Genomic DNA, 20478 nt, shown 5'->3' on the forward strand with positions numbered 1-20478 from the left:
TGTGTTAGTTAATGGTAAAATATAAGCCAATTAAGGCAATAAATAATAGCGTAATATCAAATAATGTATTTTGTTTATACATCCGTTCATAGGGAAATGTGGCTAAATGCGTTTCTTTTTTTAATTGATCAATGATGACTGTATTACCCCGAGCTAAAATAAAACTGCCTAAAATGAAGGCGGATGTTAGAAAGTAGACAAGATAAGGAATGTATAAGAAAATCAGATTAGCGAGTATAAGACCAAGTCCAACGAGACCAATGATATGATATATCACGCCAGTAAGAAAGGCATTTGCAATCTCTTTTTTATTATAGTATTTGTGTAGATGAAAGATTGGGAAACGGATCATGATGAACCACTACTTTCTAATGACGATAAATAGGTAATCGCATCGTCTAACGATGTGATTGGAACCAATTTTAAATCAGTATCTAATGTATCATATAACGCTTTTGCGACCACATAATTATCCGTATTTTCATTGCTTAAGTGAGGCACGAAAAAGATATCAATATCGTTGTGAATTGCGGTAATCAGTTTTTGTTCTACGCCCCTAATTAAGCCAGCTTTACCAGCTAAATCAATGGTTCCTGTTCCGGCTATTTTATAGCCTTTGGTAATATCTGTCTCAATCATTTGGCTATAAACATATAATGCCTGCATAATCCCACCACTAGGCCCCCCTGTATTGGTCTCGATAATATGATAAGGAAGGTTCTCTTCAGTGATTTCAGTAAACGCTTTAAGACTAATCCCAAATCGGCAACTGTCATCAATTTCTGTTGGACTCATTCTCACTGTCATTGGTTCTTTGTCGCGTAATATATCAAAAGTTGCAGTATCATCACAACTGACAGTGGTAAAATCAAACGTGTCGATGGGTATATCATTCACCCTTAAAATATGGTCGCCTATTTCTAGTGTATCGGGTTCTAAATAGCTCCATGTTAAATATACCGTGGTGTACGTGGTATAATCAAGGTCAATACCGGCTTCATTGGCTGCGTTGACAATACTTGTTGCAATGCTATCATCCTTAGAGAGATAGCTTTGCACACGCAAATCCTCTAAATCTAAGTAGGCATAAAACGGTGGCATTTCATTAACATCCACATGGTTAAATAACTTGGCAGCATAGTATTGAAACATTGTTGTCCGCTCATAATGAATCACACTTGTTGTGTGAAAAGAACCTGTTAAGGGAGTAGGTGTATCAAATTCAATGAAGCTAGATACATTATTATTATATCCTGGGGATGTGAAGGTATAGTCTACACGGATTAATGATGTGATTAAAACAAGCAGTGTTATAAGACTCAACACTGCCCATTCAAGGATTTGTTTACGTTTTGTTTGGTTTACCATGATTCATCACCAGTTCATAGTTTGTTAATCTGCGGTACGTTACCTTTGCGGCATCAAACATTCGACGAGAAGCCACGAAACTCAGTTGGTCGTGATATTTATCGGCTAAATAGACCACTTCTTTAATGCCACTTTGAATGATTAACTTTGCACACTCATTGCATGGAAATAAGGTGACATAAAGCGTCGCTCCTTCGAGGGGGACTGTCGCATTTAATATTGCATTGGGTTCGGCATGAACGACATATGGATATTTAGATTCAAGCCAAACTTCATTTTTATCCCACGGAAAATCATCATCATCAACGCCATAGGGAAAGCCATTATAGCCAATACCCACAATGCGCTTTTGTTCATTCACAATACACGCACCAACTTGCGTTCTTGGATCTTTACTTCGCATAGCACTTAAACTTGCCACACCCATAAAATAGGTATCCCAAGAAATATAATCTGTTCGTTTCATTATATGCTCCTTCTTTAGCGGGTTATTTTACGTTTTTATAAGAGTCTAAATCAATATGGCAATACCCATGTTTATTTTTCTCTAAATAATCTTGATGATACTCTTCTGCAGGGAAAAAGGTTAGATTTGTTTTAAGTTCTAACGCAAGTGGTTTTTGATACTCCTTGGCACGAATATTAAGATAGTTTTTAATAAATGGGATTTCGTCACTCGCATAGTTATAAATCCCAGTCCGATACTGAACACCAACATCATTTCCTTGTTTATTCACACTTGTAGGATCAATAATGTTAAATAAATGATCTAATAATTTCTTCAGTGAAATAATCGATTCATCATAGCGGATTAACACAGCTTCTGCATGCCCACTTCCAGAGCATACTTCTTCATAAGTCGCTTCTCCTGTTCCGTCAATATAGCCCACTTCTGTGTGGTCGACACCGTCTAATTGTTTAAAATAGGCTTCTACACCCCAAAAGCAACCTCCGGCAAAAACAATTGATTTCATGTTATTCTCTCCTATCGTTTTATTTTTTCAAGTAAGTATCTTGTGACATAACTACTGGCCATAAGTCCAGCACTCGCAGGGACAAATGCATTAGACGTTGGTGTACGGCCTTCCTTATTAATCGCACTTGGTTGTTCAAATGAACACACTGTCTGAAGCGTTTTATATCCAGGATGTGTTTTAAGCTTGCGGCGCATCACACGCGCAATGGGGTCTGTTTGTGTTTTATAAAGAGGCATAATATTTAGGTTTTCTGGGCCTAATTTATCCCCTGTACCCATGACAGCTATATGACCAATATCCCGGTTTAAACATTCCTTTGCAAGATCTATTTTATAGGTGATTGTATCGATTGCGTCAACAATGAAATCAATCTTGTGTTCAAATAGTTTCGTTTTTGTATCCGCATTATAAAAAACAGGATACACAGTAATCTCTATTTCTGGATTGATATCAGTTATACGTTTCTTTAAAACATCCACCTTAAGATTACCTATCGTTGAGTGTAAAGCAACTATCTGCCGATTTATGTTACTTGCTTCAACAGTGTCGTGATCCACTAAAATTAAATGTTTGATCCCAAATCGTGCAAGCGATTCAGCAACATAGCCACCAACCCCACCAAGTCCGACAATCATGATCGTGTGGTTGATTAGTTTTTGATAGGTTTCTTCACCAAATTGTCTTTGTGTTCTTGCGTGTATCATGACATCACCTTTTGAAAAAGGCTACAGGGTAGCCTTCATATAAATTTAACGAAAATTGTCAACGTTAAAGTATCGTCTACCAATAAAGAATAATGCTGCATAAACACCTAAAAACAATGGAATAACGACATGCGGAATGTATTTGGCAGGACCACCTAGATAGGTAAAGATAATACCCAGTCCAAAAACACCTAACGCTGAAATAAATAATAAGTAACTAAATTCTTTGTGATAGGATGCTTTAACAGCGCGATAATTACGTTGTCGTTGGAAGACTAACAACAACATGCCCATACCTATAAAGATGCCCAGTCCAGCTGCCCCAATAAGCAAAATCGTTAATGGATCAATCATTGTTTGTAAATCAAAGATAAAAGCAAATACAACAATAATTGGGACAAACATCACAGATGTAATAATAAACAAAATGATATTTATCTGGTGAACGGTATAAATATTAGGCTTCATCACGCATCACTGGCGACAACTTCCTCGCCACTTTTTTCATGTTGTTTTTCTTTATAAAATTGATAAAGGACACGTATCGACGCGGCAATTGGTGATGCAAAGACAACACCAATGGTGCCAAATAAGCTACCAAAGAATAAGATGGATACGATAATAACAATCGGATGCATTTCTAACTGTTTTCCCATAATGATTGGTTGGAAGATATTTCCTTCAATCATTTGCAATCCGATATTCACCGCAACAACTAACAGTGGTGCTGGTCCAGTATCACGTGTAATAACAGCATAAATAACTACCGGTACCATCGCAATAATGGCCCCGAAATAAGGTATAATGTTTGTTAATCCAACAATAATACCAAAGATAAAGAAATATTGTAATCCAATCAATTTATACAGGATTGTCGCAACAATGCCAATCGCAAGCATTAAGACAAGCTGTCCCCGAAGGTATGCACCAACGGTATGGTTGAAACGACTTCCGAGTTCTGATGTCGACTTTTCAAAGCGCGCAGGAATCAGCGAACGCATTGAGTCATTAATTAATTCATAATCTAATAGATAGTATAATAATAAGATTGGCAATACGATAATAACCGTAAACACATTAATCAAGGTGCTCGATAGTGAGGCAGTAACATTATCGACGAAACTTGATATCGTATCTTCAATAATGGTTGAATTATTAATCGTTTCAATAATCCAGTCGTAAATCTCTGTCCCAAAAATAAACTCATTACGAAAATCATTCTCAAAATATAATTGAATCATGACCCAATCATTTTCAAAGAAACTTCTAACTTGGCTAATCAAAAATGGCCATAAGTAATAAATAACAAGCAAGAATACACTGATACTACCAATGTAAACAACACTGACACTAAGCCCTCTAGAGCCAACACCACGTTGTTCTAAAAGTCGAATAAGTGGGTACATTATCAGTGATATTAGCCACGCTAATGCCACAGGTACCAATACTGAACGTAATGCATCCATAAATTTAAACCATAAGGCATTAAATTGTGATGCCAATAGCAAAATCGCAAGCGATAATAAAATAACAACAAGCACACGAATTGCCTTGTTCAAAAATTGGTCACTTAAGAATTTATTTTGTTTATCCACCTTAATCACATCCTTCAATCCACTTTATTATACCATAAAGTTGTCTTTTTGAAAATTATTTCAGCGTTTTGATGTGTAAATCTTTTAACAATGACGGGTCAATCACACTTGGCGCTTTGGTAAGTAAGCATTGTGCACTATTTGTTTTTGGAAATGCGACAACATCACGGATATTATCTGTGCCTGCTAAAATCATCACTAAACGATCAAATCCAAAAGCAATACCACCATGTGGCGGTGTGCCGTATTTTAAGGCATCTAATAAGAAACCAAATTTCTTTCTCGCCTCTGCTTGGCTAATACCGAGTACATCAAAGACGGTTTCTTGTACAGATTCTTTATGGATACGAATACTTCCACCACCAAGTTCTTGTCCCTGAACAACTAAATCATAAGCGTATGCTAAGGCGTTTTCAGGGTCATCTTTTAAAGAATCTAAATAGTCTTCTTGAACCATTGTAAAGGGATGGTGTAATGAGAAAAATTTGTCAACATCAGCACGATATTCAAACATTGGCCAATCAACAACCCATAAGAAATCATAGGTATCATTATCATATAATACAAGATCTTTTGCGATATGACGACGTAATTGGTCTAGTGATTGATGGACAACAGCTCGTGAATCAGAGACCATTAATATTAAATCTCCATTCTCAGCATCCATCCTATCGATTAAAGTAACTTGCTGTTCTTCTGTAAAGAACTTTTTAATACCACCAGATAAGCCATCTTCTTTCACTTTTAGAGTGGCTAAACCTTTGGCTCCAAACTTTTTCACAAAGTCAGTTAACTGATCGACATCTTTATTTGAGTAATGAGATTGTCCATTTTTAACAGTAATCCCTTTAACAATTCCACCTTTATCGATGTTATTGGTAAAGACACCAAAAGTTGTATTTTTTGCCCAGTTTGTTAAATTAACAAGTTCCATACCAAAGCGTGTATCAGGCTTATCCGTTCCATAACGTTCAACCGCTTCTTTGTAAGTCATAATTGGAAACGCATCATTAAACACAGCACCTTTCACTTTTTTCATGATATGTTTGATTAACCGTTCACTAATATCCATAATATCAGATTGATCTAAGAAACTTGTTTCAATATCAATTTGGGTGAACTCAGGTTGACGATCACGACGTAGATCTTCATCACGAAAACATTTAGCTATCTGATAATACTTTTCAAACCCACCAACCATCAACAATTGTTTAAAGATTTGTGGTGATTGTGGCAAGGCGAAAAACTCCCCTTCGTTTATGCGGGAAGGTACTAAGTAATCTCTTGCCCCTTCTGGGGTAGATTTGGTTAATATCGGCGTTTCTATTTCTAAAAAGCCTTCTTGGTTTAAGAATTCACGAGTCGCTTGCGCTGCTTCATGTCGAATTTTAAAGGTTTTTTGTAAGACGGGTCTGCGTAAGTCTAAATAACGGTATTTTAAGCGAATTTCTTCTAGTGCATCGGTCTCATCTTTAATTAACATAGGTGATTGTTCAGCAGTGTTTAAGATGTTTAATGTTGTGACATCTACTTCAATATCACCGGTTGGAATCTCTTTATTTTTACTGCTTCGTTCAATGACTGTTCCTTCAATTTCTAAGACATACTCACTTTTAATGGCTTGGATAATATGTTTAAAATCAGAGTCTTGGTTAAAAGCAAGTTGGGTAATACCAGTACGGTCTCTTAAGTCAATAAACGTCAGTTTACCCAAATCACGTTTTTTAGCAACCCAGCCTTTTAATACAACTGTGTCACCTACATTTTCTATTCGTAATTCACCATTTGTATGTGTTCGTTTCATCATTCGCTCCTCTATTCGCAATTGCAGTCGTCACAACCGCAATCTTTACTTGGTTTCATGAGTTCTGTCATGACATGTTGATATAGATCATTGGTTGGTATTTCAACCTGTTCACCAGAAATCTGATCTTTCACAGCAATCACATTCTTTTCACGTTCTTGATCACCGTAAATTGCGACAAAACGTGCATTATATCGGTCAGCTTCTTTCCATTTCGCTCGCATACTGCGATCTAAATAATCAATGTCAGCCGTTAAGCCTCCTTGGCGACAGCGATGTAATAATTTAATCCCATCTGCCTTTTGTTTATCACCAAGAATCATAATGTATAAATGAATCATGTCTTTTTTTGGTGTGTAGTTACTGTGTTCTAATGCGAACAGTAGACGTTCAAGTCCAAAGGCAAATCCAACCCCTGGCTTATCCGGACCATCTAGTGAACTGACTAAATGGTTATAGCGTCCCCCTGCACAAATTGTATTTTGTGCACCCAAGGTAGGCACGTTCGCATCCAGTTCAAACACAGTATGGGTATAATAATCGAGCCCACGCACTAAATTAGGATCTACTTCATAATTTAAATCCATACTGTCAAGAAAAGCAATGACTTGATCAAAGTGTGCTTTACTTGTTTCATTCAAGTAATCAATGGGTTTTGGGGCAGATTGTAATAAGGGATGATCTTTATCGACTTTACAGTCTAATATCCTTAAGGGGTTTGTGTCATAGCGTACTTGACAGTCATGACACAACTCAGTAATGTCATCCTTTAAGTGATCTAGTAACGCGTCACGGTAATTGTCGCGGCTTTCTTCATCCCCGATCGAATTGATTCTTACAGTAACATTTTTGAGTTTTAAAGCTTTAAGAATTGTTACAGCATAATCTATTAATTCGGCATCCATTTCTGGTAATGGACTGCCAAAACTTTCTGCGCCAAATTGAACAAACTGGCGATAGCGTCCTTTTTGGGGACGTTCATAACGAAACATTGGTCCTAAGTAATACAGCTTTTGAACTTGATTCGCATCCGCATATAGTTTATTTTCAATATAGCTTCTTACGACACCAGCGGTTCCTTCAGGGCGCAATGTATTATCACGCTTTCCACGATCACTAAAGTCATAAGTCTCTTTTGACACAATATCAGAACTTTCACCTACACTACGGTGAAAGAGATCAGATGATTCTACAATAGGGGTTCTAATTTCTTTGAAATGATAGAGTTTGCTTACACTGTGAAGTACTTTTTCAATGTGTTGCCATGTACTTACTTCATCTGGTAAAACGTCATACATACCTTTCATTTTTCGTATCATATTGATATTTCCTCCTTTATATAAAAACGTCCCTAAACACATGTTTAAGGACGAATCAGTTTCTCCGCGGTACCACCTTAGTTCCTAGCAAGCTAGGCCCTTTCCTCTTAACGCGAGGGAACGTCTTTTTTTACTTTGTTCAAAAAAGCCCTTGAAAGTGTCTTTCAATAGTGATCATAAAGATGCTTACACCAACCATCCTCGCTTATGTTATGATCTATTTATCTACTCATCTTTCGCATTGGTTTTCTATATGTGATTATACAATGTTTATGACATACAGTCAATACAAACAGTCTCTTTTATTTTAGATAACCAAGGGATATTGTCATTCTCGTAATCATCATCAATTAATGAATAGACTACATCGTCTAATAATCTACCATCATACATTTGAAACTTTTTGCGTAACACGCCTTCAAAGACAAAGCCTAGTTTGTCACATACACGTTTTGAAGCAAAATTATGATGAAAGTGACAATACGCTAGACGTTTGAGCTTTAACACCTCAAATGCATAGATTATAATGGCTTGTGCGGCTTCTGTAATAATGCCTTGGTTCCAATAATCTGGATGTAATACAAAACCAATTTCACCTCGTGTGTTATGCACTGAATGAACTTCAATTGTACCAATTAAGGTGTCATTCTCTTTGAAGGTAATCGCATAAACACCTGGTTGGCCTAAGTCACGCTTCTTTATTGAATATTGAATAAAAGCCAGTGAATCTTTCATATGTGCATGCGGCGCCCATCCTGCATTGGGTCCTACATCATCCCGTTTCGCATAATCGTATACCGCCCGTTGATCTGTTTCTTTAATCGGTCGTAAACGTAGCCTTTTAGTTGTAATAATCGGCTGTCTAAATGCCATCATGATGCCTGCTTCCGAAGCATCATCCACTGTCCAATTGTCTGGTATCCTAAGCGATGATAGATGGATCCTGCTTGTGGATTATCATAAAATAGACACAGGGATTTATGTTTCTGAGCGATGAAAATTGTATTCAGTGCTTGAATCAACTCACTCGCATATCCTTTATTTCGATAATCTTTGTGTGTTGCAACACCAACTAACATCCCGTTTTCACTTGTTTCACTGGTGACTGTCGCTGTTGCAATGGCTTGATTATCTTTTTCAATATATAGTTTAGTATGACCTTTTGTCCATTTTAAATGCTTTTTGACATAGTCTTCTTCTGATTGATTTTTGATATCAAATTCATCAATCGTTTTAAGTAATTGATATACTTTTTTAAAGTCCTCTTCATCTGTGGCATATGTAATATAAGACGGTACAGTCGTTGCTTGTAACTGATCTTTGTTCTCGCAAAAATATAGTAACTGTTCACTAAAATTTGGATGACTGGATTTAAATTGTTGAATTATGCGCGCTTCACCAGATATATGGCGATAGGTATGGGTATTTAAAATGGGTAAGAATTCATCATTAAGCTGTGACTTTTGACTATAATAACAGACATTATCATGATAAATTAACATCATACTAACTAAAGTATCTGCTTCAAATTCACCATAAATTGTTTGAAAAGGCTTATCGAAGCCAAACATTTCAATATCACCAATCATGAAAATATTGTAGGTACTGTTACGTTTTAGAAATGTTTGTGTCTTTTTTCGATCAGATTCATTTAATTGGCGTATCATGTCTCTTCACGCTCCATTATAATCGTTACTGGGCCATCGTTTATGAGGGCAATGTCCATATGCTCACCAAATACACCTTCTTTGACGGTAATCCCTTGTTTACGTAATAGGGTATTAAAGCGTGTGTAGAGTATTTTGGCTTGATCCGGTTTCATCGCGTTCACAAATGACGGGCGATTTCCTTTTTTGGTATCGGCGTATACTGTAAATTGAGAAATGGATAATACGGGCAGTGATTTATCCTTTAATGCAATATTTAATTTCTCATGATCATCTTCAAAAATCCGTAGTTTTGCAATTTTTTTCGCTAGATAGGCACATGTATTTTCTGTATCGGAATGGGTAAAACCTACCAATAGTAAAAACCCTTGATTGATTGAGGATACAATCTCATCATTGACTGTGCAAGACGCTTTTTTTACGCGTTGAACAATGACTCGCATTATTTCATCAACCGTTCGATAGAAATAATATTTTTAATGTTTTGAACACTAATAATAATGCTTTCTAACTCTTTTTTATTTGCGATACTCACTTTTACTTTTATGACACCTTCTAATCGTTTATTGGTTGAGGCAGCAACTTGTGTCACTTTACCTTTTTTCGCTGTGATAGTATTTATGATTTCAGCTAAAATGTTATCTCTATTTGATGCGATGATCTTTAAGTTGACAGTATAGGATTTAGTTGTATCTGTTCCCCAATAAACATCAATTAAACGGTTTTGATCGAGTGATTTTAAATTATTACAGCGTACTCTATGAACGGCAATTCCAGATCCTTTAGAGATATACCCTTTAATCCGGTCACCTGGAATTGGGGTACAACAATTAGACAGTTTGACACTTGGATTGTCAATCCCTTCAACGATGATGTTTGAGTCACTTTCCTTATCGACATACACACTATCATTAATCCGTTGGATGAGTTCTTCTTCGGTATATTCGGACTCGCCAACTAATAAGTTTACTGCTGACTTAGGACTGATTGTGTTTTTGCCAATTTCATAATATAAACCTTCAACAGTTTTAGCACCTTTATTAGTGAAAAAATCAGCTATCATATCGTCTGTTAATTTAATTTCAACATTTCTGCGTGAAAGTTCTTTTTGGAATTCTTCGCGTCCAACATCAATCAAGTAGTTCTTTTGACGTTTATTTAAAAAGTTCTTTATTTTCGATTTTGCATTTGATGTTTTAACAATCTTTAACCAGTTATCGTTTGGTCCAAAAGAATTTGTGCTGGTTTTGATATTACAGACATCGCCTGTTTCTAATTGATAATCAAGTGGAACAATTTTACCATTGACGATTGATCCAACTGTCCTTATACCTACTTCTGTATGAATTCGAAACGCAAAATCGATGGGTGTTGATCCTTTGGGTAAGTCAATGATATCCCCGTCTGGGGTAAAAACATAGACGTTTGATTGAAAGATATCATCACGTAATAAATTAACAACATCACTTTCATTATCAGCTTCTTTAGTGAACTCAACTAAGTCACCAAACCACCGTAATTTTTTAGAGATTTCATCGGTCATTTTAATGCCAGGGGCCCCTTCTTTATATGCCCAGTGAGCCGCAACCCCGTACTCTGCGATTTCATCCATTTGTGGGGTTCTGATCTGAATCTCATAAATTTTACCATTCGCAATCACACTGGTATGGAGTGACTGATACAAGTTAGGTTTTGGCATTGCGATATAGTCTTTAAAACGATTAGGGATTGGTGTCCACTTGGAGTGAATAATCCCAATGGTACTATAACAATCTTCGACACTATTCACAATAACGCGTAGCGCTAATAAATCAAAGATATCTTCAAATTCTTTATTGCGACTAACCATTTTTTTATGTACAGAATAGATATTTTTAATGCGCCCTTTTACACTACATTCAACATTATTCTCACCAAGTAAATATTCTAAGTTGGTTTTCATAATGTTTAAATCACTTTCGCGATTTTGTTTGGTATCAGAAATCATTCGTGCAATACGACGATACCGATCACGATTAATATATTTAAATGAGGTATCTTCAAGCTCTGCCTTCATTACATACATCCCTAAGCGATGTGCAAGAGGAGCATAGATTTCCATTGTCTCTTTGGCAATTCTCTTCTGTTTTTGTTCACTTAATGAACTCAAAGTACGAATATTATTTAAGCGATCTGCAAGTTTAACGATGACAACACGTATATCTTGGGCCATCGCAAGCAACATTTTTTGATAGTTTTGTGCTTGGGCCATTTTCTTTTCGGTTTCTGTGTTCATCCCTTTAAACTTATATTGACCTAATTTGGTAACCCCTTCAACAAGTAACGCTACTTCGCTACCAAAGCGTTCTTCAACATTAGTATGAGTCGCAGTCGTATCTTCTATAACATCATGTAACAACCCAGCAACAATTGTTGTCGGATCAGTTTTATATTCACTTAAAATAATCCCTACATCAAGGGGGTGAACGATGTATTCTTGGCCACTTTTACGCATTTGTCCATCGTGCATTCTTTTGGCATACAAATACGCATCTTTAATGGATTTAAGATGTGTTTTATCGGTTATGTAAGTTTCAACATTGTTCATTAAGACATCAATTCTTGATGTAGACATATAATCACCTTCTAATAACTCATTAATGTTTTAACATTGTAGCCTTTCAGTTTTTCACGTCCGTTTAAAGCAGTAAGTTCAATTAAAAATGCAATCCCAACGACTTCTGCGCCAGATTCTTGAACTAAGTTAATGGTGGCTTCAATCGTCCCACCTGTCGCCAATAAATCATCAATGATTAATACGCGTTCTCCGGGTTTGATATCGCCTTTATGTAGACATAAAGTATTTGACCCATACTCTAAGTTGTAGCTGTATTTGATGGTCTCACGTGGTAGTTTGTTAGGTTTTCTTACCGGGATAAATCCAAGTCCAAGTTGAGTGGCAACTGGACATCCAAAGATAAATCCACGAGCATCAGGTCCAACAATAATATCGGCGTTGATTTCTTGTGTAAAATCAACAAATTGTTGCGTGGCATATTGAAATGCTTTCCCATCTCCAATTAAAGGAGTAATGTCTTTGAATTGAATGCCTTTCTTGGGAAAATCTGGTACATTTGCAATATAGTCTTTTAAATTCATGATACGCCTCCGTTTATTTTTCGTAGTTTTATTATATCAAAGTTTACTTAAAAAGTAATTGTTAAATCAGTTCAAAATCTTCTATTATGATTTGTTTTTTTGTGCGCCCTCTAAAGGTATTGTAGTCAAGACGCCCTAATAAAGCAACATAACGATGATCTTTAATAGCGTGATATAAAGCTTTATTATTAAAGAATATCGCTTCGCAATCATTATTGATGATGAGTTTTGTATGCTCGCCTTTAATTAAATAGGCTTGATGGGCATACAAGTTATCAAACACAAATAAGGCATCTTTTAAGTCATATTGTTCAAGTGAGTAAATAGTATCTAGTGTTACTTCATCAATCTGTAGTTTTCCTTCAGCTTCAATGATGTGATGTGTTTTTGCTTTTGGAATATAGGAATTAAAATCTTCGATAAAAGTATTTAAATGTTCTTTCTTAAATTCGAGTCCGGCAGCACTTTGATGTCCGCCATAACGTAGTAATAATCCACTTAATTCGGTAAGGATATAATAGACATCAACGCCTGTATACGAACGAATACTCCCTTTATAGGTAAATTCTTCTTCCTTAAGTACGACTGCTACTTTACCGTATTCATTAGCCAATCGACTAGCCACAATACCGACAACACCTTCGTGCATTTGTGGTGAGTGTACAATAATGGCTGGCTTATTTGTATCAACTGTACGTTTTGCTAAATCATATAAGCGTTTTGTTAGGGCTTTTCGGTTAGTGTTGATGTCTTCAATACGTTGAATCGTATTCAATGCTTCTTTTTTTGTTTTACTTTGTAACAATTCAACGGCAATTTTAGCTGATTTCATTCGCCCACAGGCATTGAGTCTTGGAGCGATTAGAAACTGAACATCAGCAACACTTGGTTGCTGAATGTGTAAAAATTCCATTAAGGTTCGTAGGCCAATATTACTTGAATGTCCTAAATGTCTAAGGCCGACATTAACAATTGCTCTGTTTTCATCAATTAATGGCATCATGTCCGAAATTGTTCCGAGAGCAGCTAAATCGGTATACTCAAGTGCATCTTCACCGAGTAGGGCCATACTCAATTTAAAGGCAACACCCACACCCGCAAGTGGTTTAAATGGGTAATCGGATAAATCTGTATGTAATACAGCTGTGGCATGGGGTAATGTCGTTTCTACTTCATGGTGATCTGTCACAATCACATCAACATTATTTTGTTCAAAAATGTCAATTTCATCATGTGATTTAATGCCATTATCAACGGTGATGATTAAATCAACATCCTCATTAATAATATCATATGTTTTGGTTTGTGTTAACCCATACCCATTGACAAAGCGATTAGGGATATCATAACTGACATTTCCGCCTAATGTACGGATAGTCTCATACATCAAATAAGTACTCGTAATACCATCGACATCATAGTCGCCATAAACTAGAATTGTTTCTTTTTGTTCAATCCCTTGCATGATTCGATCTACCGCCACTTGCATATCATTAATGGCGTAAGGATCATTAAAGTCTTGTTCGTTTAAGGCGAACAATTGTCGGTAATCACTGACCCCTCGAGCGCTATAAATTGTTTTGACCAGTTCGCTAACATTTAGATCTGGATTTTTAATTTTCCATTTACTCATAGTATTCTCCTAACTTAGGAAAGATGTTGACTCCTTACATTTGTTCGGGGGCTGAAACACCAATTAAGTGTAAGGCATCCTCAAGGACAATTTGTAAGGCTTTAATTAAGGTTAAATGTTCGATTGTTTTAGTTGTGTCATCTGTGATGAATTTTTCACTATTATATAGACTGTGGAATGCGGTTGCTAATTTGTGAATGTAGGTCGTAACTTTATGAGGGCTTTTAGTTTTTGCGCTAGATTCAATCACTTCAGGATAAGCAGCTAATAGAGATAATAACTCATTGATTTTATCATTATCAAGTGTTGTGAATGTTGTGAGCGTGTCATCATAACTGAGATTTTGTTTCTCAGCTTGTCTGAAGATGCTATGAATCCGTGCACTTGCATACTGTACGTAATATACAGGGTTTTCCGTTGTCTTACGGATGGCTAAATCTAAATCTAGGTCCATTTGTGTGTTTAAACTTCTTGCCGCAAAGAAATACCGAATCGGGTCTTTACCGACTTCATCAAGCAAGTCTCTGAGGGTAATTGCCTTACCACTACGTTTGCTCATTTTAACTTCTTCACCATCTTGGATCACTTTAACCATTTGTAAGATTTCAACATCTAAGATATCTTTCTTACCACTGACAATTTCTATGGCTGCTTGTAGACGATCGATGTAACCATGGTGATCGCCACCTAAAATATCGATTAATTTGTCATATCCACGTTTTATTTTATTATGATGATAGGCAATATCTGGTGTTAAATAGGTGAAAGAGCCATCACTTTTAATAATAACGCGATCTTTTTCATCGTTAAATGCCGTGGTTTTTAGCCAAACAGCACCATCTTTTTCATATGTATAACCGTTATCTTTTAACAGTTTAACAGTTAATTCAACATCATGATTTTTATATAGTTCTTTTTCGTGAAACCAGACATCAAAAGAGACATCAAAATGGTTTAAATCAACTTTTAGTCTCTCTAGTAAGGTCTCAACACCAAATGTTTTGATGATCTCATACCCGTCTTCTTTGATGTATTTATCACCGTACATGTTTTTAAAGGCTTTTGCGGTTGTGATGATATCTTCTCCATGATAGCCATCTTCAGGTATTTTGGCATCGATATCAAACAATTGTTTGTACCGTGCTTCTATACTTTTTGCTAATGTATGAATTTGATTTCCGCCATCATTAACATAATATTCTTTTGTGACATCATACCCTGCTTTTTTCATGATACGTGCTAAGCTATCACCTGCTGCGGCACCTCTGGCATGACCGATATGTAATGCCCCTGTTGGGTTAACACTTACAAACTCAATATTGACCTTGGTGTTCTTTCCAAGGGTTAAGTTTCCGTAGGTGGTACCTTGTTTAAGAATGGTTGGAATCACGTTATGTAAAGCCGTATCTTTTAAGTAAAAATTAATGAATCCAGGCCCGGCAATATCGGTTTTATCAATCGGGAGGTTAGTCATATCCATCGTTTCAATGATGTCTTCTGCGATGTTGCGTGGTGCTTTTCGGGCGACACGCGCATATTGCATTGCGACATTGGTTGATAAATCACCATTGCTTTTATCTTTTGGCGTTTCAATAGTAATCATGATTGTATCATCATAATACTTTAGGTCTTTTAAGGCTTTAATAATGCTATTTTCTAATGTGTTTTGAAGTTTTAATAAATTCATTTAATGTGCACCTCTTTTATTGAATTTGGACAGTAATGTTAAATAGTGTATAGTCTTCAGTGATTTCTGGGATCATAATAAACTTAATCCCGCTATGACCAATATCGTTTATGAGAGTATCTGTATTTTCATGCGTTGCGATTAATAGCTTATCGTGGGCATAATCAAGACATTTCTCAACCATCTGAGCCGACATATTATGGATTCTGATAATATCACATGCCGTCTTTGAGGCAGCTATATAATCCTCTATTGTTTCAACAACTACTTCAACTTTCACATCTGTGGACAAGTGTTTTAAGACATGTGAGACGGCAGCTTCGATGGTTGAATATTCTTTTAAGTGATCTTTTGTAATCACACAGTAATCACTTAATGTAAAACGGTGATTAATCCCACCACCATCAATTACAGCAGCTTTTTCAAATACTCTAAAGTTAGGCGTCGTTAGACGATTATCTAATAAAAGAGTATCCGTATGCTTCAGTAAGTTTACATAATGATGTGTTAAGGTCGCAATACCACTTAGACGCTTAAGGAAGTTTTTCGCAATGCCTAATCCTTTTAGTACATCACATGCCGGTCCATGAATAATCATGATAATCGTACCTGAATCAACCCATACGCCGTGGTCATTGATCACTTTTAAGACAATCTCAGGGTTAATGATCTCATACAATCGTTTGATAAATTGTGTTCCACTTACAATTCCGTTACTATTCGCATGAATGGTTATTTCAGCTGTAGAATGAAAGAGTAATAGTTCTGATGTAATATCACCATTAGGGACCTCTTCTTTTAAGGCGTTTTCTAATAGTCGATCAACTGTTTTATCCATCATCTTACCCTATATTTTTAAATCAAGTTGCTCAAACTTAAATTGTTGTTTTTTTGGTTTTGTAAGTCGCATCCATTTCGCACTTCGGCCTTTACCAATTGGCCTAATTGCACCTTCATCACGCAATCGTCTTAATGTTCTATTAATAGTTGAGTCTGAGACGAATGGATGTTTTTGTCTGAGGTCATCTTTACTGAATATCTCTTCGAACTTGAGGATTGTATTTTCAATATTATTGGTTTTATTTAAGTGTTTATCGAATTCGTAATCTCTAACTAAGTACCGTAAGGTTTGATAAGATTCAATCGCTTGCTTGAGTAAAAAGCGGTGTAATGGCAATACTTGAGCTAACCCTTCAGAGTAATTAAAAGATGACTGTAAAACAACTTGTTTAAGTTGTTCTTGATGTTGATGTATATGTTTCATAAAGCTCACATATTCATACACTTCATAGCCATTTGCAAGTAATAAAATATAAATGAGAAGCATACCAATTTCTTCATTTTTATCATAAAATGGCTTAATATGAATAAAATCGATATAGAAATTTACAATCAGATAATTGACTTCATAGCTTTCTTCTTTGAGTGCTTCATTGAACAAATCGACAGCCTGATCGAGTACGTCACGTGTATTTCGATAGGTTTTGTCTAATAAGGTTGGAGCTTTAATGTCATCATTTAGTTTCCGGAATTGACAATGTTTTTTAGGGATGATATCAGTATATAAAAACTGCATTAAGTCTTGAATTTCATTGGTTAAAAGTTCAAATGTCGAGATATCATCATGAATTTTGTGAAATGCTAATTTCAAGTTTTTAATGAGTTGTTCATCTTTGTTTTTGGGTTTAACGTCTTTAAATACCAGTGATTTAAAACGTCGATTAGAGACATCAATATCAAACATTTTGGCAAAGAAATAAACATCATTTTTAATTGTTTGGATGACAATTGTTTCATAATCATCACTTAAAATTTGGTGTGTTTCTTGGTTTGTACCAATTGATTGGTACACCTTAATATACTGCATAATAATATCATTCGGAATTTGTGTACGATCAATGTTTCTAAGGCATTTCATTAGATGTCCTCCAATCTTTTCATTGATATTAATAGTTTACTATATTTAGGCTGTTTTTGGAAGAAATTCAACCTTATTTGTAGTCATTACTATAAATTTGAGTATAATCAGTACAAAAAGTAGCGGAATCGCTACTTTTCGTTTTCTTCATCAAATAATTTTTGTTGAATTGTTTCGTGGTCATCTTCTTTTTCGTAATCACTTAATGGTGGGATCGTGTCATCTTCTTCTACATCCTCAATTTGCATGTAGAGCGGTTCACCATCTTCAGGGTTTAAGAAGTGGCGACCATTCTCTGTCCGATCAACTTTAATGTCAAATGCACTGATATCAATAAAGCCTGTATTTGTATTAATACGGATCATTGCACGGTTTTTGTACTGTGTTGCATTCATTAAGCACGCATCAACCACAAGATATGGATTTGATTTAACCACTTTGTAAAGTTGAACACCTTTATTGGTGCGTTTTTTCTTCTCAATTGTCGTGAGATCAACCCGTTTAATGGTGCCTCTGTTAGTAAGGATTAACAAATCATGATGGGCTTTTAGAATAATACCGGTACTGAGTTTATGTTTTGGTGCAATATTCATTGCTTTTACCCCTTTTGCGGAGGTTGATGTAACGGGTATTTCATCTAAGTTCATGCGCAATCCAAGGCCACGTTCACTTAAGATTAAGACTTCACGATCTTGTGTTTCAGTGGTATCAATAGACACAACTTCATCACCTTCATTTAGTGATAAGGCACGGATTGTTCTTGAATATCGAGAGACATCGAAATCACTTAGCTCAGTTTGTTTGATTAAATTGTCACGTGTAACAAATAACAGTTGCATTGAGACTTCAAAGTCCGGGACAGCTAAGACTTTAATGATATGTTCATCATTTAATTGAACAATATTATTAATATGCGTTCCTAACTCACGCCATTTATAGGTTGGAACTTTGAAGACAGGAAGATAAATATAATTCCCTTTATTAGTAAACAGTAATAATGTATCGATAGTTGATACTTCTTCTTCAAAGAGTAAAGAATCTGTTTCTTTTAGATTTTGATTTTCTGTCGCACGGTATGAACGAATTGATGTTGATTTAATATATCCATCTTTACTAACACCAACAACCACTTGTTCATCAGCAACAAGTTCTTCTTCTTGGATGGTAATTTTTTCAATCTCATCCTCAATTTCTGTTAATCGATCGGTTTGTAATAGCTTGCGTGTTGCACGTAGTTCTTTGATGATAACATCTTCAAGTTCAGATTCGTTCTTTAATATTTTATTTAATTGATCAATTGTTTCATTTAAATCTGCTTTTTCGCCTTCTAAAGCTGTAATATCCGTTGTTGATAAACGATATAATTGCAATGTAACAATTGCTTCTGCTTGTTCTTCTGTAAACTCAAAACGCTTAATCAATTGTTTCTTAGAATCCTTTTTATTTTTCGAAGCACGGATGATTTTGATAACCTGATCAACGATATCAACCATGCGGATAATACCATCAACAATATGAAGTCGTTTTTTCGCTTTATGAAGCTCATAATTACTACGGTTTGTAATAACTTCTTTTTGATGTAAAATATACGCATCGATAATTTCGAATAATCCCATTAATTTTGGTCGTTTATTACTAATCGCAACCATGTTATAGTTATAGGATTTTGTTAAATTCGTTTTTTTATGTAAAAAGTTTTCGATGACTTCCGGATCAAATGTCTTTTTAACAGTGATGACAATCCGTAAACCATGACGATCCGATTCATCGCGAACTTCTTCGATCCCATCGATATGTTTTTTTATCCGGATATGATCAATTCTCCGTACAAGATTAGCTTTATTCACTTCATAAGGTAATTCAGTTACGATAATTTTTTGATCTTCAATATGTGTTTTTGATTTAATAATGATTCGTCCTCGACCCGTTTCAAAAGCTTTTTTGATTTGGTCTTTTCCTTGTACTATTGCACCCGTTGGAAAATCTGGACCTTTCACGATTTTTAACGCTTGTTCCATCGTAAGTTCGTGGTCTTTAAGTCGTTTAATAACAAGGTTGATAATTTCTTTTAGATTATGGGGGGGGATTTCAGTTGCGTATCCTGAACTAATCCCTTGTGCTCCATTACACAATAAGTTAGGGTACCGTGATGGGAGAACTGTTGGTTCATATTCTTCATCATCAAAGTTTGGGATAAAGTCAACTGTACGTTTGTCGATGTCGCGAATTAACTCTTCACTGGCTTTGCTCATACGGGCTTCAGTATACCGCATTGCAGCAGCACTATCACCATCGATAGAGCCTTTATTACCATGCATATCAACAAGTAATGTACGCGTCTTCCATGGTTGTGATAGTCTTACCATCGCATCATACACAGAGCTATCACCATGTGGGTGATACTTCCCGATAACGTCACCAACGATACGCGCAGATTTCTTATAAGGTTTGTTATGAAACATTCCAAGTTTATACATCGCATATAATATACGGCGTTGTACAGGTTTCAATCCATCTCTGACATCTGGTAATGCACGGTCTTGAATTATGTACTTTGAATAACGTGCGAAGCGTTCACCAACAATATCTTCTAAGTTTTCTTTGAGTATGTTTTGATCAATAAAATCGTCTAATGCTTTTAATTTTGATTTTGCCAATGTTGTTCACC

The 20478-nt window shown here is 35.8% G+C and carries 19 protein-coding genes and 1 other annotated feature; all 19 genes read right to left on the reverse strand.

The annotated features are described in order from the left end of the window. Window positions 1-4: 4 nt before the first annotated feature. Window positions 5-352, reverse strand: coding sequence for a hypothetical protein (locus UMR38_00540; GenBank protein MEC9484344.1), 348 nt, complete (start codon window positions 350-352; stop codon window positions 5-7). After that, window positions 349-1368, reverse strand: a complete 1020-nt coding sequence (locus UMR38_00545) for a S16 family serine protease (GenBank protein ID MEC9484345.1) — start codon at window positions 1366-1368, stop codon at window positions 349-351. Before UMR38_00545 ends, UMR38_00540 begins: the two co-directional genes overlap by 4 nt. Then, window positions 1346-1834 carry a dCMP deaminase family protein gene (locus UMR38_00550; protein MEC9484346.1) on the reverse strand — a complete coding sequence of 163 codons (489 nt, stop codon included), beginning with the start codon at window positions 1832-1834 and terminating at the stop codon, window positions 1346-1348. The genes UMR38_00545 and UMR38_00550 overlap by 23 nt, the downstream gene beginning before the upstream one ends. Before the next feature lie 22 nt (window positions 1835-1856). Beyond that, entirely contained in the window at window positions 1857-2342 is a 486-nt protein-coding gene (msrA, locus tag UMR38_00555) for a peptide-methionine (S)-S-oxide reductase MsrA (GenBank protein MEC9484347.1), read from the reverse strand. An 11-nt stretch (window positions 2343-2353) separates the two neighbouring features. Then, complete coding sequence (locus UMR38_00560; protein ID MEC9484348.1) at window positions 2354-3049, reverse strand: ThiF family adenylyltransferase; 696 nt, start codon at window positions 3047-3049, stop codon at window positions 2354-2356. Window positions 3050-3094: 45 nt separating this feature from the next. Beyond that, on the reverse strand, window positions 3095-3517 hold the full coding sequence (locus UMR38_00565; protein ID MEC9484349.1) for a hypothetical protein: 423 nt from the start codon (window positions 3515-3517) through the stop codon (window positions 3095-3097). Further along, window positions 3517-4644: an AI-2E family transporter gene (locus UMR38_00570; protein MEC9484350.1), complete on the reverse strand. Its 1128-nt coding sequence runs from the start codon at window positions 4642-4644 to the stop codon at window positions 3517-3519. The genes UMR38_00565 and UMR38_00570 overlap by 1 nt, the downstream gene beginning before the upstream one ends. A gap of 55 nt (window positions 4645-4699) precedes the next feature. Further along, window positions 4700-6451, reverse strand: coding sequence for an aspartate--tRNA ligase (aspS, locus tag UMR38_00575; GenBank protein ID MEC9484351.1), 1752 nt, complete (start codon window positions 6449-6451; stop codon window positions 4700-4702). Between the two features lie 8 nt (window positions 6452-6459). Then, on the reverse strand, window positions 6460-7767 hold the full coding sequence (gene hisS / locus UMR38_00580; protein MEC9484352.1) for a histidine--tRNA ligase: 1308 nt from the start codon (window positions 7765-7767) through the stop codon (window positions 6460-6462). A gap of 43 nt (window positions 7768-7810) precedes the next feature. Then, window positions 7811-8018: a binding site (T-box leader), on the reverse strand. A gap of 19 nt (window positions 8019-8037) precedes the next feature. Then, window positions 8038-8643 (reverse strand): GNAT family protein, encoded by a 606-nt coding sequence (locus tag UMR38_00585; protein ID MEC9484353.1) that lies wholly within the window; start codon window positions 8641-8643, stop codon window positions 8038-8040. Next, complete coding sequence (locus UMR38_00590; GenBank protein ID MEC9484354.1) at window positions 8640-9434, reverse strand: GNAT family N-acetyltransferase; 795 nt, start codon at window positions 9432-9434, stop codon at window positions 8640-8642. The genes UMR38_00585 and UMR38_00590 overlap by 4 nt, the downstream gene beginning before the upstream one ends. Then, window positions 9431-9877, reverse strand: coding sequence for a D-aminoacyl-tRNA deacylase (dtd, locus tag UMR38_00595; GenBank protein ID MEC9484355.1), 447 nt, complete (start codon window positions 9875-9877; stop codon window positions 9431-9433). Before dtd ends, UMR38_00590 begins: the two co-directional genes overlap by 4 nt. Beyond that, window positions 9877-12048: a bifunctional (p)ppGpp synthetase/guanosine-3',5'-bis(diphosphate) 3'-pyrophosphohydrolase gene (locus UMR38_00600; GenBank protein MEC9484356.1), complete on the reverse strand. Its 2172-nt coding sequence runs from the start codon at window positions 12046-12048 to the stop codon at window positions 9877-9879. Before UMR38_00600 ends, dtd begins: the two co-directional genes overlap by 1 nt. Window positions 12049-12059: 11 nt before the next feature. Further along, window positions 12060-12572 (reverse strand): adenine phosphoribosyltransferase, encoded by a 513-nt coding sequence (locus tag UMR38_00605; GenBank protein MEC9484357.1) that lies wholly within the window; start codon window positions 12570-12572, stop codon window positions 12060-12062. A gap of 61 nt (window positions 12573-12633) precedes the next feature. Next, window positions 12634-14205 (reverse strand): single-stranded-DNA-specific exonuclease RecJ, encoded by a 1572-nt coding sequence (gene recJ / locus UMR38_00610; protein MEC9484358.1) that lies wholly within the window; start codon window positions 14203-14205, stop codon window positions 12634-12636. Window positions 14206-14239: 34 nt separating this feature from the next. Continuing rightward, window positions 14240-15892, reverse strand: coding sequence for an arginine--tRNA ligase (gene argS / locus UMR38_00615; protein ID MEC9484359.1), 1653 nt, complete (start codon window positions 15890-15892; stop codon window positions 14240-14242). A 16-nt stretch (window positions 15893-15908) separates the two neighbouring features. Continuing rightward, on the reverse strand, window positions 15909-16730 hold the full coding sequence (locus UMR38_00620; protein MEC9484360.1) for a hypothetical protein: 822 nt from the start codon (window positions 16728-16730) through the stop codon (window positions 15909-15911). 9 nt (window positions 16731-16739) lie between these two features. Continuing rightward, window positions 16740-17810, reverse strand: coding sequence for a hypothetical protein (locus tag UMR38_00625; GenBank protein MEC9484361.1), 1071 nt, complete (start codon window positions 17808-17810; stop codon window positions 16740-16742). A 131-nt stretch (window positions 17811-17941) separates the two neighbouring features. After that, window positions 17942-20467, reverse strand: a complete 2526-nt coding sequence (parC, locus tag UMR38_00630; protein MEC9484362.1) for a DNA topoisomerase IV subunit A — start codon at window positions 20465-20467, stop codon at window positions 17942-17944. Between the last annotated feature and the right edge of the window lie 11 nt (window positions 20468-20478).

The organism is Candidatus Izemoplasma sp. (assembly GCA_036172455.1).
In the GTDB taxonomy this organism is placed as follows: domain Bacteria; phylum Bacillota_I; class Bacilli_A; order Izemoplasmatales; family Izemoplasmataceae; genus JAIPGF01.